The sequence below is a fragment of the Aeromicrobium sp. genome (assembly GCF_025965075.1).
Lineage (GTDB): Bacteria > Actinomycetota > Actinomycetes > Propionibacteriales > Nocardioidaceae > Aeromicrobium.
On sequence record NZ_JAOPXQ010000069.1, the window covers coordinates 1 to 12,850 of the forward strand.

Consider the following 12,850-nt stretch of genomic DNA (forward strand, 5'->3'; position numbering starts at 1 on the left):
CCATGACGCTCAGCCGTCACGCGCCCGATCGTCCCGAAGCGCTCGGCGTCGTCCCTGTTGCCAAGGACTTCGGCGTTGACCTCGGCCGAGACCTCGACGAGCGTCGTGTAGGCCGGCACCTCCGAGCCGTACAGGTCCGACAGCGCCCGCGCGAACCTTGCGCGGAGCGCCGTCGGCGACACGGCGGACCCGTGCTCAGACAAACTCGACGCCCTGGGCCAGCGGCAGCTCGGTGGAGTAGTTGACGGTGTTGGTCGACCGGCGCATGTAGGCCCGCCAGGCGTCCGAGCCCGACTCACGACCGCCGCCGGTCTCCTTCTCGCCGCCGAACGCGCCACCGATCTCGGCGCCGGACGGCCCGATGTTGACGTTGGCGATGCCGCAGTCGGAGCCGACGACCGACATGAACGTCTCGGCCTCGCGGAGGTCGAGGGTGAAGATCGACGACGACAGCCCCTGCGCGACCTCGTTGTGCAGCACCACGGCCTCGGCGAAGTCCGCGTAGGTCAGCACGTACAGCAACGGGGCGAACGTCTCCGCCTTGACGATCTCGGTCTGCTTGGGCATGTCGACGATCGCGGGGTGCACGTAGAACCCCGCGCCGTCGACGTCGGCGCGGCTGCCACCCGTGACGAGCTCGCCACCGTCGCCCTGGGCCGTGGCGACGGCCGCGCCGAACGCCGTGAACGCGGTCTCGTCGACCAGCGGACCGACCAGCGTCGAGGCCTCCAGCGGGGAGCCGATCGGCAGCGTCTCGTACGCGGCCTTGAGCCGGGCCACGAGATCGTCCTTGATCGACTCGTGCACGATGATGCGCCGCAGCGAGGTGCACCGCTGGCCGGCCGTGCCGACGGCGGAGAACACGATGCCGCGGACCGCGAGGTCCAGGTCCGCCGACGGGGCGACGATCGCGGCGTTGTTGCCGCCGAGCTCCAGCAGCGTACGTCCGAGGCGGGCCGCGACACGGGGCGCGACCTCCTTGCCCATGCGGGTCGATCCGGTCGCCGAGACGAGCGGGACGCGCGGGTCGTCGACCAGCACCTCACCGACCGTGCGGTCGCCGACCAGCACCGCCGACAACCCGTCGGGCACGCCGGCGCGCCGGCCGGCCTCCGCCGCGAGCGCCTGGCACGCGAGCGCCGTCAGCAGCGTCTTCTCCGAGGGCTTCCACACCACGGCGTCGCCGCAGACGAAGGCCAGCGCGGCGTTCCACGACCACACCGCGACCGGGAAGTTGAACGCCGAGATGACGCCGATGACCCCCAGCGGGTGCCACTGCTCCATCATCCGGTGCCCCGGCCGCTCGGTCGCGATCGTCAGGCCGTGCAGCTGGCGCGACAGGCCGACGGCCAGGTCGCAGATGTCGATCATCTCCTGCACCTCGCCGAGGCCCTCCGAGACGATCTTGCCGGCCTCGATCGAGACCAGGGCGCCGAGATCGTCCTTGTGCTCGCGCAGCAGCTCGCCGAGCTCACGGACGTACTGGCCCCGGACGGGCGCCGGGACGGTCCGCCACTGCTCGAACGCGTGCTGCGCGCGGCCGATGACGTCGGCGGCCTCCTCGGCGGTGTGGGACCGCAGGCGCCCCAGCTCGCTGCCGTCGATCGGCGATCGGCTGACCAGGTCGCCGTCGGCCGTGAAGGGATCCCCCACGCCGAGGCGGGCCAGGATCTCCTGCGTCCGGGTGGTGGTGTCGGTCATCAGACTCTCCCCTGCTCTGCGAAGTGGCGGCCCGCCTGCGTCGAGAACAGGGCCTCCAACGTGATGTCTTCCTGCTTGATGAAGCCCGTCACCGGTAGCTTGCCGTCCGCGACGAGCTCGACGACGCTGACCGCCGAGGCGGCCGTCGTCCACGAGATCGCGCGCCACGTGCGCCCGGAGATGTCGAGCGGCTTGTAGGCGCGGACGTGGTTCTCCCGGAACGGGTGACCATTCTTGCGCCCCTCGACGGCGGCGTGGATGTAGACCACGTCGTCGCTGACCGGCGGCTTGGCGTCGACCAGCATCTGGCCGACCAGCTCGCGCTGCTCGCGCAGGTTGAGCTCGTCGAAGAGGAAGTGCATCTGGTCGAAGTGGCCGGGATAGCGCAGCGTCTTGTAGTCGAGGCGGTGCACCGAGCCCTCGTACGTCTCGCACATCGTGCCGAGCCCGCCGGACGTCAGCGCGGCCTCGAGCTCGATGCCGCCGATGAAGACGCGCTCCTTCTCGGTCATCGCCGGCACCATCTGGCGGTGTCCCTGGCGGAGCACCTCGCAGTCGTTGAGGTACTCGTTGACGACGCCCTCGGGCGACCAGTTGATCGCATAGCCCAGCAGGCCGGTCGGGTTCTGCGGCAGCGCGCCGACCTTGAGCTCGATCGAGCGGATCTCGTCGAACGTCTTCGCGATCGAGGCCCCGATGATCCCGATCAGGCCCGGTGCGAGCCCGCACTGGGGGGCGAACGCGGCGGCCGGCCGGTCGCCGGCCAGCTCGATGACCCGGTTGGTCGTCGGGACGTCCTCGGTCAGGTCGAAGTAGTGGACCCGCGCGTCGTACGCGGCCTCGGCGACCTCGATGTTGAGGTGGAACGGCAGGCACGACACGACGGCGTCGACGCCGCGCAGCGACTCGCGCAGGACCGCGGCGTCGCGGACGTCGAGCGGCTTGACCTCGAACCCGAGGTCCTCGCGGGGGGCGGCGTCATAGCCGATGACCTTGAAGCCCGACTCGCCGAGCAGGTCGGCGACGAGCTCGCCGACCTTGCCGAGCCCGAACACGGCGACCTGGTTGATGATGCGCGTCACGGTTCCTCCTCAAGCCCCCGGCGGGTTGCGCCGTGGGACGGACGTTGCGCCGAAGGGTGATCGGCGTCACGTCGAGCGTACCGCGAACCGGGCCGATCACTGTACCGGCCGGTACAGTGACACGTCGCACATCCGGAACACCGCGGGAAGCACGGTGGGGGGCCTGGTGCTGGTGTGGGCGCTCGCCCCGGTCCGCCTGGTGGTCGACCAGCGGCGAGCGGCCGCGCGCTGACCTACCCCGGGATCGTCTGCGCCTCGGCGCGGTTGGCTGCCGACACCACCGCGCGCAGGGAGGCCGTCACGATGTTCTCGTGGATCCCGACGCCCCAGACGGTCTCGCCGGCGACGTTGCACTCGACGTACGCCGCGGCGCGGGTCGTCGCGCCCTCGGTCCCGGGTGCCAGCGCGTGCTCGGAGTAGTCGAGCAGGCGGATGTCCGCCCCGGCCTGGCGCAGGCTGTCCACGAACGCCGCCACCGGACCGTTGCCGACGCCCTTGAACTGCTGGACCTCGCCGCGGACCCGCAGGTCGACGATCTGCTGGTCGCTGCCGTCGGGTGACGTCGTGGAGCTGAAGCTCTCCAGGCGGTAGGGCTCGTCCCGCTCGAGGTACTCGCCCTCGAACGCCGACCAGATCTCGGCGGGCTCGATCTCGCCGGCCTCGCCCTCGGTCAGCTGCTGGACGACCTGGCTGAACTCGATCTGCAGGCGACGCGGCAGGTCGAGCTGGTGGTCGTTCTTGAGGATGTACGCCACGCCACCCTTGCCGGACTGGCTGTTGACCCGGATGACCGCCTCGTACGACCGGCCGACATCCTTCGGGTCGATCGGCAGGTACGGGACCGCCCACGGCATGTCGTCGACGGCTCGACCCTCGGCGTGCGCGTCGATCGCCAGGTGCTCAAAGCCCTTCTTGATGGCGTCCTGGTGCGAGCCGCTGAACGCGGTGTAGACCAGGTCGCCGCCGTAGGGGTGACGCTCCGGCACGGGCAGCTCGTTGCAGTACTCGACCGTGCGGCGGATCTCGTCGATGTCGTGGAAGTCGATCTGCGGGTCGATGCCCTGGCTGAACATGTTGAGCCCCAGCGTCACCAGGCAGACGTTGCCGGTGCGCTCGCCGTTGCCGAACAGGCAGCCCTCGATGCGATCGGCACCGGCCATGTAGCCCAGCTCCGCCGCCGCGACGCCGGTCCCCCGGTCGTTGTGCGGGTGCAGCGACAAGATGATGCTGTCGCGACGGGGCAGGTGCCGGTGCATCCACTCGATCGAGTCGGCGTAGACGTTGGGCACCGCCATCTCGACCGTCGCGGGCAGGTTGATGATGAGCGGCCAGTCCGGCGTCGGGTCGATGACCTCGATGACGGCCGAGCAGATCTCCAGGGCGTAGTCGAGCTCGGTGCCGGTGTAGGACTCGGGCGAGTACTCGTAGGAGATCCTGGTGTCCGGGGTGTGGATCTCGGCGTACTTCATGCACAGGCGGGCGCCCTGCGTCGCGATGTCGGTGATGCCGTCCTTGTCCAGGCCGAACACGACCCGGCGCTGCAGCGTCGACGTCGAGTTGTAGAAGTGGACGATGGCCTGCTTGGCGCCGACCAGCGACTCGAAGGTGCGGTCGATCAGCGGCTCGCGGCACTGGGTCAGGACCTGGATCACGACGTCGTCGGGGATGTGGTCGCCCTCGATGAGCTGGCGCACGAAGTCGTAGTCGGTCTGGCTCGCGCTGGGGAAGCCGACCTCGATCTCCTTGTAGCCCATCCGCACGAGCAGCTGGAACATCGCCAGCTTGCGGGCCGGGGTCATGGGGTCGATCAGGGCCTGGTTGCCGTCACGCAGGTCGACGGCGCACCAGCGCGGCGCCTGCGTGATGGTCTTGGCCGGCCACGTGCGGTCCGGCAGGTCGACCGGCACGAAGGGGGCGTAGCGCTGGAACGGCATGCCGCTCGGCTGCTGGGGGGTGTTGACGTAGGTGCTCATCGGAATCCTCGGGGTGCTTGTCTGGTGGTCCGTCAGGGGCTTGGCGGCCGGGACGTGACAAACTCCGCGCCGAGGGGTCCGACCTAGAGGACCTCGACGCGGCAGAGAAGGAGCAGGCTCTGGATCCGCATGGTCCGCCTAGGTTATCAGGACCCGGAACCTGTGCGGCGTACGAGGTCCGGTTCGGGCCGCGCCCGCTGGCCGCTGGGCGCGCCGGCGCCCGACTGCCTAGGGTGAAGGACATGAACACCGACAGCAGCCCCGGGTCCTACGTCGAGCCGGGCAAGGAGTTCGACCGGGACATGAACTACATCCCCGACCGGATCACCCGGGACGGCAGCGCCCCGACCGAGGGTCCTGCCGACGTCCCGACCTGGCCCGTCGAGGCGGGGCGCTACCGGCTCGTCGTCGCGCGCGCGTGCCCGTGGGCCAACCGGGCGATCATCGTGCGGCGCCTGCTGGGGCTCGAGGACGTCATCTCGATCGGCTACTGCGGGCCGACCCACGACGCGCGCAGCTGGACGTTCGACCTGGATCCCGGCGGCGTCGACCCCGTGCTCGGCATCGAGCGGATCCAGGAGGCGTACCTCAAGCGCTATCCCGACTACCCGCGCGGGATCACGGTCCCGGCGATCGTCGACGTGCCGACCGGGGAGGTCGTCACGAACGACTTCCCGTGGATCACCCACGACTTCGCGACCGAGTGGACGGACCTGCACCGCGAGGGCGCCCCCGATCTCTGGCCCGCCGACGTGCGGGACGAGATGGAGCAGGTCATGAAGCGCATCTTCACCGAGGTCAACAACGGGGTCTACCGGTGCGGCTTCGCCGGATCGCAGGAGGCGTACGAGATCGCCTACGGCCGGCTGTGGACCGCGCTGGACTGGCTCGAGGAGCGCCTGGCCGACCGCCGTTACCTGATGGGCGACTCGATCACCGAGGCCGACGTGCGGCTGTTCACGACGCTCGTCCGGTTCGATCCGGTCTATCACGGCCACTTCAAGTGCAACCGGCAGAAGCTCACCGAGATGCCGGTGCTGTGGGCGTACGCGCGCGACCTGTTCCAGACCGCGGGCTTCGGCGAGACGGTCGACTTCGACCAGATCAAGAAGCACTACTACGTCGTGCACTCCGACATCAACCCGACCGGGATCGTCCCGAAGGGGCCGGAGGAGGAGGTGTGGCTGACCCCGCACGGCCGCGAGGTCCTGGGCGGACGCCCGTTCGGGGACGGCACCCCGCCCGACACCGAGCTCTGATCGGACAGGGCAGGTCAGGTCGCGGGCTCGGTGCCGGGCTCGAAGCGCAGGACCGGTGCGCGGCCGGCGATCGACTCCGGCAGCAGCGTCGCCCGCAGGCGTTCCCGCTTGCCGGCGCCCGCCCGGATCGACCTGGCCACGGCCCTGAGGTCGGCGAGCCCGTTGCCGTCGACGTCGGCGTCGCGGGCGAACCGCTCGCGCTCGACCCGCCGCAACAGGGCGTCGAGCGCCGTCACGTCGATCCCCGGCCGCCGGCGCAGCCGCGCCGCGAAGCCCCGGGGCGTGTCGGCCGCCGACACCGCGATGCCGTGGTCCCGGGAGAGGTCCTCGAGCTCACGCCACAGCGGGTCGACGCTGCCGCCGCCCCGGCTGAGCCGCCACTGACGGCGCACCCAGCGCACGAGCCCCGGGACGGCACAGACGAGCAGGAGTCCCGGCACGATCACGAGCGCGCTGCGCGAGGCGGTCTGGGCCGGGCTGGACGATGACGAGGTCGGCGTCCCGCTGTCGACCCGGTCCGCGCCCCGTGTCCCGCCGGTCGTCGTCTCCGGCGCCGCGCCACCGGTGTCGGACGTCGGGTCCGACGCCGGCTCGAAGAATGCCGTCGCGCTGCCGATGCTCGTGGTGGGCTCGAACTGCACCCACCCGACGCCCTGGAAGTAGAGCTCGGGCCAGGCGTGCAGGTCATCAGACGTCACCTTGTACTCGGTGTCGCCGTTCCGCTGGCCGACCGGGCTGCCCGGCGCGTAGCCGACCGCTATCCGGGCGGGGATGCCCAGCGACCGGGCCATGACGGCCATCGCCGAGGAGAAGTGCACGCAGTAGCCGGCCTTGACGTCGAGGAACTTCGCGATCACGCCGACCCCGTTGCCGTCGTAGTCGTCGGCGACCGGCGCGGTCTCGGAGTAGCGGAAGCCACCCTCGGAGCGGAACCAGGCCTGCAGCGCCATCGCGCGGTCGTAGTTGTTGTCCGCGTCGGCCGTGACCTTCCTGGCGGTCTCCGCGATGACCTCGGGCATGTCGGCGGGCAGCTCGAGGTAGGGCTCCACGCTCGACCCGATGAAGCTGTCGATCGACCTCATCTGCTCGGCCGTCGGCTCCCGGTCGAGACTCGTGACGGTGTACGTCTGCCCGCGCGAGTCGGCGGTCTCCGAGGACAGCGTCAGGCCGACCCGGTTGAACCGCCACGCCCCCTCGAGCCCGATGACGTTGGGAAGGGCCGGGTAGGGCACCGGCAGCATCGAGCTGCGTAGGTTGCGGATCGACACCGTCGTCCTGACCGGCTCGACGTCGATGTCGCTGCGCAGCACGACCTGGCCCTCGTTCTGGTCCATCAGCCCGGGCGTCGTCGCCGGCCGCCAGGTCTTGCCGGAGAAGTCCCGCAGCGTCGCGACCTTGAGGTAGGGCGCCGAGCGCAGCTCCGTCGTGTAGGTCAGCGCCGTGACCGAGCTGTTGCGACGCAGGTTCTGGCCCAGCTCCAGCATCGGGTTGATCCCCCGACCGAACACCGTCGACGGCGGCTTGCCCCACGCCGTCGCGACGGCGCCGACGTCCGGTGAGACCAGCGGGAACAGCATCGCCGCGACCAGGGCGCCGCTGCCGAGGACCAGCGCCGGGCTCGACCCGCGCGACACGAATGCGGTCGTGGCGGTGCGCGAGCGCAGGAGCACGAGCCACAGGGCGGCCACCGAGACGAACAGCCACACCGACGGCGTCTCGCCGGAGATCAGGGCTGGGGTGGCATAGACCGCGACGAGCAGGACCCCCACGAGCGCTGCCGCACGCCGGGTCTGCAGCAGCAGGTCGGCGACGATGACGATCAGCCCGAACGACGCCGCGACGACCAGGACGATGGGCTTGGCGGCGCCGACCGGCGCCTGCTCCTCCACGATGATCATGCGGGCCGTGTAGGCCAGGTCGTTGAGGCCCCGCACCGTATCGAGGGTCGGCAGGAAGGCGCTCAACGTCTCCGGCACGAAGATCCACGCCAGTGCGTACAGCTCGACCACGCCCGCGACGGGGGCCACGAAGCGGAAGCCGAGCCCCCGCAGGACAGCGCACGTCACCCCCGACATGAGGGCGACGAGCAGCGTCGTGACCCACCAGTCGTTGCCGGTCACGATCGAGCCGTAGCCCGTCAGGAGCAGCACCAGCGCCAGCGCCAGGACCGCGTGGTCGAACCACGTCTCGCGGGTCGAGCGGGACGGCGCCCGGCGCCCGGGGTCAGCCCTGAGCATGGCTCGTCGCTCCGTCGAACCGGGACCACAGGTCGGTGAGGTCGTCGCCCGGTGCATAGCTGACGACGCGCCAGCGCGCGCCGTCGAGGAGGTCCAGCGCCTCGGCGGACGTGCCGCGCTCGACGAGCGCCAGGACGGCCCGCGACGAGGACAGGGCGGTCGCCCAGTGCTGCGCCCGAGCGAGCGTCACCCGTCCCAGCACGACGTACGTCGCTCGCTCCGCCGCGACCCGGCCGCCGGCGTCGGTGTCCTCCGCCTCGACCACGGCGAGGTCGACCAGCGCGTCCTCGAGCGTGTCCTGGCCCTCGGCGACGAGCCGGTCGACGCCACGGCCGCTCGACTGCACCGCCACGACGTAGCCGGCCTTGACCAGGTGTGCCGCGATCGACGCGGCGGCGACGACGCACCACTCGAACGGCGTCGAGTACTCCCACCGCCCGCCCCGGTCGCGCGCCGTGCCCTGCGTCGCGGGATCGCAGTCCAGGACCACCGCCGCCCGGGGGGTGGTCTGCTGCTCCTCCTGGCGCACCATCAGCTCGCTGCGGTGCGCCGTCGCCTTCCAGTGGATGCGCTTGAGCGCGTCACCGGGCAGATAGCTGCGGGCGATGATGTCGTCGTCTCCGACGCCGACACTGTGCGGTGCCGGTCGGGTCGCACCGTCGTCGGTCGCGCCCCGCGGGGCGATCGGCGGGAGGTCGACCCGCCGGGGCAGCACCGTGAGCGGCTCCTGGTCGCCGAACGAGTGACGGCGGAACACCAGGCCGAACGGGTCGTGCACGTTGACCTGCAGGGGGCCGATGTCGTACCGGCCACGACGCAGTCCCTGCAGCGCGTAGGTGAACGACACCCGCGACGAGCTGCTGTGGCTGCCGCCCAGCGCCGGCAGCATCCCCGCCGCGTCCCCCGTGACGCCGTGCGGCAGCCGGTCCTCCCAGTGCGCCTCGAGGCACGGCAGCGAGGACAGGTTGGTGACGCGGACCGTGGCCCGGGTGAGCGCGCCGGGCGGGAGGACCTGGGGCGTGAACGACCGCTCGATCCGGACCCGGGAGTGCCCCACGAAGACGAAGACCGACGACAGCACGACGAGCCCGAGCAGGAGCCCCGTGACAGAGAGCAGCGCCGGCAGCGACAGGGCCGGCGCCAGGACGAACGAGACGACGGCCGCGACGACGAAGCCGATGCCCCGACGGGTCAGCACGACGGAGCTCGCTGCCCGTCGCAGGCGTCCCGACTCGGCCCCGGACATGGTCAGCTCGGCTGGACGGCGCCGGCGGGTACGGGGGTCTCGGCGACGATGCGGTCGACGACGTCCTCGACCGAGGACACCCCACGCATCGGGATGAGACGGTGCGGGAGCACGACGGGCACCAGGGCGTCGACGTCGTCGGGCAGGACGAAGTCCCGGCCCTGGACGGCGGCGCGGGCCTTGGCCGCGCGCAGCAGCTGCAGCGTGGCTCGGGGACTCGCGCCGAGGCGCAGGTCCGGGTCGACGCGGGTGGCCTGGGCGATGTCGACGGCATACCGCTCGACCGGCGGCGACACGTGGACCGCGCGGGCCGTCGCGATCATGGCCTGCACGTCCTCGATCGAGGCGACCGGCTCGAGGCCGTCGAACGGGTTCTCGGCGTCCCGCCCCCGCACCATCGCGAGCTCCGCGGCGGCGTCGGGGTAGCCCATCGAGATGCGCGCCATGAAGCGGTCGCGCTGGGCCTCGGGCAGGGCGTACGTGCCCTCCATCTCGAACGGGTTCTGGGTCGCGACGACCGTGAACGGGCTCGCGAGGACGTACGTCGTGCCGTCGACCGTGACCTGTCGCTCCTCCATCGCCTCGAGCAGGGCGGACTGGGTCTTGGGCGAGGCGCGGTTGATCTCGTCGCCGATCACGATGTTGGCGAACACGGCTCCGGGCTTGAACTCGAACTCGCGCTCGACCTGGTTGTAGACCGAGACGCCCGTGATGTCCGACGGCAGCAGGTCGGGGGTGAACTGGATCCGGCGGACCGAGCAGCTCACGGACCGCCCGAGTGCCTTGGCCAGGACGGTCTTGCCGACGCCCGGGACGTCCTCGATCAACAGGTGGCCCTCCGCGAGGAACACCACCAGGGCGGCCTCCGCGGCTTTCGGCTTGCCGTCGATGACCGTCTCGATGTTGGCGAGAATGGCACGAGCGACTGTCTCGAACTCCATATGTGAGGATAAGCACATTCGCACAAACGCGCAGCCACACATCCGTTTCCGAGGTCGCTAGCGTGAGCGCATGGCCACCCTGCTGATCGTCCATCACTCCCCCACCGCCGCGACGGCGGCACTGACGGAGGCCGTCGTCGCCGGCGCCTCCGACGACGTGATCGACGGCGTCGAGGTCGTCGTCCGAGCGGCGCTGGAGGTGACGGTGGACGAGGCCCGCGACGCCGACGGGTTCCTGCTCGGGACCAGCGCCAACTTCGGCTACATGAGCGGGGCGCTCAAGCACTTCTTCGACTCGACGTTCCTCCAGCTCGGGGGTGCGCTGTCCGACGACGGCTCAGCGGGCGGCGGTGCGGGGGGCCGCAAGCCGTACGGGCTCTGGGTGCACGGGCGCTACGACACGACGGGTGCCGTGCGATCCGTGCAGAGCATCGTGCAGGCGCTGCCGTGGACGCAGTCGGCAGCGGTGCTCGAGGTCATGGGCGACGTGGAGCAGTCCGACCTCGACGCGGCGCACGAGCTCGGTGGCACGGTGGCCGCGCTGCTGATGGGCTGAACCCGTCGCGGATCGTGGCGTCCCGGGAGAAGATGGGGTCATGGCCGTCCCCGACTCGCTCCCCACCCTGTCCGCCGGATCCCACGACGCGAGCCACGGCGAGGCCTGCGTCATGGAGTACGTCTCGCTGCTCGCCGGCGAGGAGTGGAGCGACCGCCCCGAGTGCACCCACGAGATCCTCGCCCACGAGGCCCGCACGACCAATGACCTCCTGCGAGACAGCGACCGGTCCCGGCTGGTGCCGTTGATCGGCCGCCTGTTCGGCACGACCGAGGACTCCTCAGACCTCCGCGCCCGCCTGCGCCTGGCCCAGGCCCGGCAGGTCATCGCACTGCTCGAGCCCGACTCCCGCGGCCCGGCCCTGGCGGCGGTCGCCCGGGCCGAGGAGTGGATCGGACACGACGGCGACGAGGAGGACGTCAGCGACGCCCTCTCGACCTCCGCCCTGTTCACCCTCCCGGACGGCGATCTCGACCACGAGCACGTCGACCACCACCGGACGGCCGCGCGGCTGTTCATGTTCGCGCACTGGACCGAGATCGAGGCCGCGGAGGCCTACGCCATGGCGGCCCTGTCGATCGCCCACACGATCGCCGCCTCCGGCGAGTGCCGCGCGGACTGCGGCAACGCCCCGGCCCGCGCCCGCCGGATGGTCCGCGGCCTGGCCGACCTGATCGACGTGTACGACGAGGTGACGGGGCGCGTGGCCCGCGAGGTCACGCCCGCCGAGATCCGGGAGCTGTCGGCCGCCCTGGCCTGACTCCTACCGCTTGCGGTGTGACCACTCCAGCAGGCGCTCGACGGGCCAGGTCGTCACGATCCGGTCGGCCGGCACGTGGTTGGCGGTCGCGCGCGCGGCCCCGAAGTCCAGGAAGTCCAGCTGGCCGGGCGCATGGGCGTCGGTGTCGATCGCGAACAGGCACCCGGCCTCCAGCGCGATCGCGATGAGGTCGTCGGGCGGGTCCTGCCGCTCGGGGCGCGCGTTGATCTCGACCGCGACGTCGAAGGCCGCGCAGGCCCCGAACACCGCCCGGGCGTCGAACTCGGACTGCGGCCGCTGGCCCCGCCCTCCCGCGACGAGCCGGCCGGTGCAGTGCCCGAGGACGTTGGTGTGCGGGTCGCCGATCGCGGTGATCATGCGCAGCGTCATGGCGCGCGCATCCATCCGGAGCTTGGAGTGGACGCTCGCCACGACGACGTCGAGCCGCTCGAGCATCTCGTCGGTCTGGTCGAGCGACCCGTCGTCGAGGATGTCGACCTCGATCCCGCTGAGCAGGCGGAAGTCGTCGTGGGCCGCGTCCACGGCGGCCACGACGCCGAGCTGCTCCGCGAGGCGTTCGGCGGTCAGCCCGTTGGCGATCGTCAGCCGCGGCGAGTGATCGGTGAGGACCTGGTACTCCCGCCCCCGCCAGCGCGCCGCCCGGGCCATCTCCTGGATCGACGATCCGCCATCGGACCAGTCGGAGTGGCTGTGCAGGTCGCCCCGCAGCAGCGCCCGCAGCTCGACCCCACCCTCGGCGAGTGGTGCGGCCCCGGCGGCGCGGAGCTCGACCAGGTAGTCCGGCACCTCCCCGCCCACCGCCTGGCGCACGACCCCGAACGTACGGTCACCGATCCCCTTGACCCGCTTGAGCCGGCCGTCACGCACCTGCGCCGCGAGCTCGTCGGCGTCGAGGTGCTCGATCGCGGCCGCCGCCTTGCGGAACGCCTCGACCCGGTACGTCTTGGCCTGCTCGCGCTCGAGCCAGAAGGCGATCTCGGTCAGCGCGTCGACGGCGTCCATGCGACCTGCTTACCCCATCAGGACGCGGGGCGCACCGGGATGGCCGGCAAGGCACCAGCGCATCCCGTGCCA

The 12,850-nt window shown here is 71.3% G+C and carries 10 protein-coding genes and 1 pseudogene; 3 read left to right on the forward strand and 8 right to left on the reverse strand.

Annotation, left to right across the window (positions count from 1 at the left end):
• The 4 genes and pseudogenes from JWQ91_RS04380 to leuA all read right to left on the reverse strand — a co-directional run.
• Nucleotides 1-182, reverse strand: a pseudogene (locus JWQ91_RS04380) (DUF1338 family protein); the annotation flags it as partial.
• Between the two features lie 13 nt (nt 183-195).
• A complete protein-coding gene (locus JWQ91_RS04385) occupies nt 196-1,701 on the reverse strand; it encodes an aldehyde dehydrogenase family protein (protein WP_297781322.1) in 1,506 nt (501 codons plus the stop codon).
• Nucleotides 1,701-2,783, reverse strand: a complete 1,083-nt coding sequence (locus JWQ91_RS04390) for a saccharopine dehydrogenase C-terminal domain-containing protein (RefSeq protein ID WP_297781324.1) — start codon at nt 2,781-2,783, stop codon at nt 1,701-1,703. Before JWQ91_RS04390 ends, JWQ91_RS04385 begins: the two co-directional genes overlap by 1 nt.
• A gap of 233 nt (nt 2,784-3,016) precedes the next feature.
• The gene (gene leuA, locus JWQ91_RS04395) at nt 3,017-4,756 is read right to left on the reverse strand and encodes a 2-isopropylmalate synthase (RefSeq protein ID WP_297781327.1); all 1,740 of its coding nucleotides are present in this window, start codon (nt 4,754-4,756) and stop codon (nt 3,017-3,019) included.
• Nucleotides 4,757-4,998: 242 nt separating this feature from the next.
• Between leuA and JWQ91_RS04400 the strand changes: the two genes are divergently transcribed.
• On the forward strand, nt 4,999-6,015 hold the full coding sequence (locus tag JWQ91_RS04400; protein ID WP_297781329.1) for a glutathione S-transferase C-terminal domain-containing protein: 1,017 nt from the start codon (nt 4,999-5,001) through the stop codon (nt 6,013-6,015).
• A gap of 14 nt (nt 6,016-6,029) precedes the next feature.
• Here JWQ91_RS04400 and JWQ91_RS04405 read toward each other — a convergent pair whose 3' ends face one another.
• From JWQ91_RS04405 to JWQ91_RS04415, 3 genes are read right to left on the reverse strand one after another with little or no spacing between them, the layout of a single operon-like run.
• A complete protein-coding gene (locus tag JWQ91_RS04405; RefSeq protein WP_297781331.1) occupies nt 6,030-8,252 on the reverse strand; it encodes a DUF3488 and transglutaminase-like domain-containing protein in 2,223 nt (740 codons plus the stop codon).
• Complete coding sequence (locus tag JWQ91_RS04410) at nt 8,239-9,498, reverse strand: DUF58 domain-containing protein (protein ID WP_297781334.1); 1,260 nt, start codon at nt 9,496-9,498, stop codon at nt 8,239-8,241. Before JWQ91_RS04410 ends, JWQ91_RS04405 begins: the two co-directional genes overlap by 14 nt.
• Nucleotides 9,499-9,500: 2 nt before the next feature.
• A complete protein-coding gene (locus tag JWQ91_RS04415; protein ID WP_297781337.1) occupies nt 9,501-10,439 on the reverse strand; it encodes an AAA family ATPase in 939 nt (312 codons plus the stop codon).
• Nucleotides 10,440-10,509: 70 nt separating this feature from the next.
• Here JWQ91_RS04415 and JWQ91_RS04420 point away from each other — a divergent pair, with 70 nt between their 5' ends.
• Nucleotides 10,510-10,995, forward strand: a complete 486-nt coding sequence (locus JWQ91_RS04420; RefSeq protein ID WP_297781340.1) for a flavodoxin family protein — start codon at nt 10,510-10,512, stop codon at nt 10,993-10,995.
• A 40-nt stretch (nt 10,996-11,035) separates the two neighbouring features.
• Nucleotides 11,036-11,755 (forward strand): hypothetical protein, encoded by a 720-nt coding sequence (locus JWQ91_RS04425; RefSeq protein WP_297781350.1) that lies wholly within the window; start codon nt 11,036-11,038, stop codon nt 11,753-11,755.
• 3 nt (nt 11,756-11,758) lie between these two features.
• Here JWQ91_RS04425 and JWQ91_RS04430 read toward each other — a convergent pair whose 3' ends face one another.
• A complete protein-coding gene (locus JWQ91_RS04430; RefSeq protein ID WP_297781366.1) occupies nt 11,759-12,778 on the reverse strand; it encodes a PHP domain-containing protein in 1,020 nt (339 codons plus the stop codon).
• Nucleotides 12,779-12,850 lie beyond the last annotated feature (72 nt).

Excerpts from the sequence above, each read along its gene's own strand:
- JWQ91_RS04385 (WP_297781322.1), bottom strand. The coding sequence starts at position 1,701 with ATGACCGACACCACCACCCGGACGCAGGAGATCCTGGCCCGCCTCGGC.
- leuA (WP_297781327.1), bottom strand. The coding sequence starts at position 4,756 with ATGAGCACCTACGTCAACACCCCCCAGCAGCCGAGCGGCATGCCGTTC.
- JWQ91_RS04400 (WP_297781329.1), top strand. The coding sequence starts at position 4,999 with ATGAACACCGACAGCAGCCCCGGGTCCTACGTCGAGCCGGGCAAGGAG.
- JWQ91_RS04405 (WP_297781331.1), bottom strand. The coding sequence starts at position 8,252 with ATGCTCAGGGCTGACCCCGGGCGCCGGGCGCCGTCCCGCTCGACCCGC.
- JWQ91_RS04410 (WP_297781334.1), bottom strand. The coding sequence starts at position 9,498 with ATGTCCGGGGCCGAGTCGGGACGCCTGCGACGGGCAGCGAGCTCCGTC.
- JWQ91_RS04415 (WP_297781337.1), bottom strand. The coding sequence starts at position 10,439 with ATGGAGTTCGAGACAGTCGCTCGTGCCATTCTCGCCAACATCGAGACG.
- JWQ91_RS04420 (WP_297781340.1), top strand. The coding sequence starts at position 10,510 with ATGGCCACCCTGCTGATCGTCCATCACTCCCCCACCGCCGCGACGGCG.
- JWQ91_RS04425 (WP_297781350.1), top strand. The coding sequence starts at position 11,036 with ATGGCCGTCCCCGACTCGCTCCCCACCCTGTCCGCCGGATCCCACGAC.
- JWQ91_RS04430 (WP_297781366.1), bottom strand. The coding sequence starts at position 12,778 with ATGGACGCCGTCGACGCGCTGACCGAGATCGCCTTCTGGCTCGAGCGC.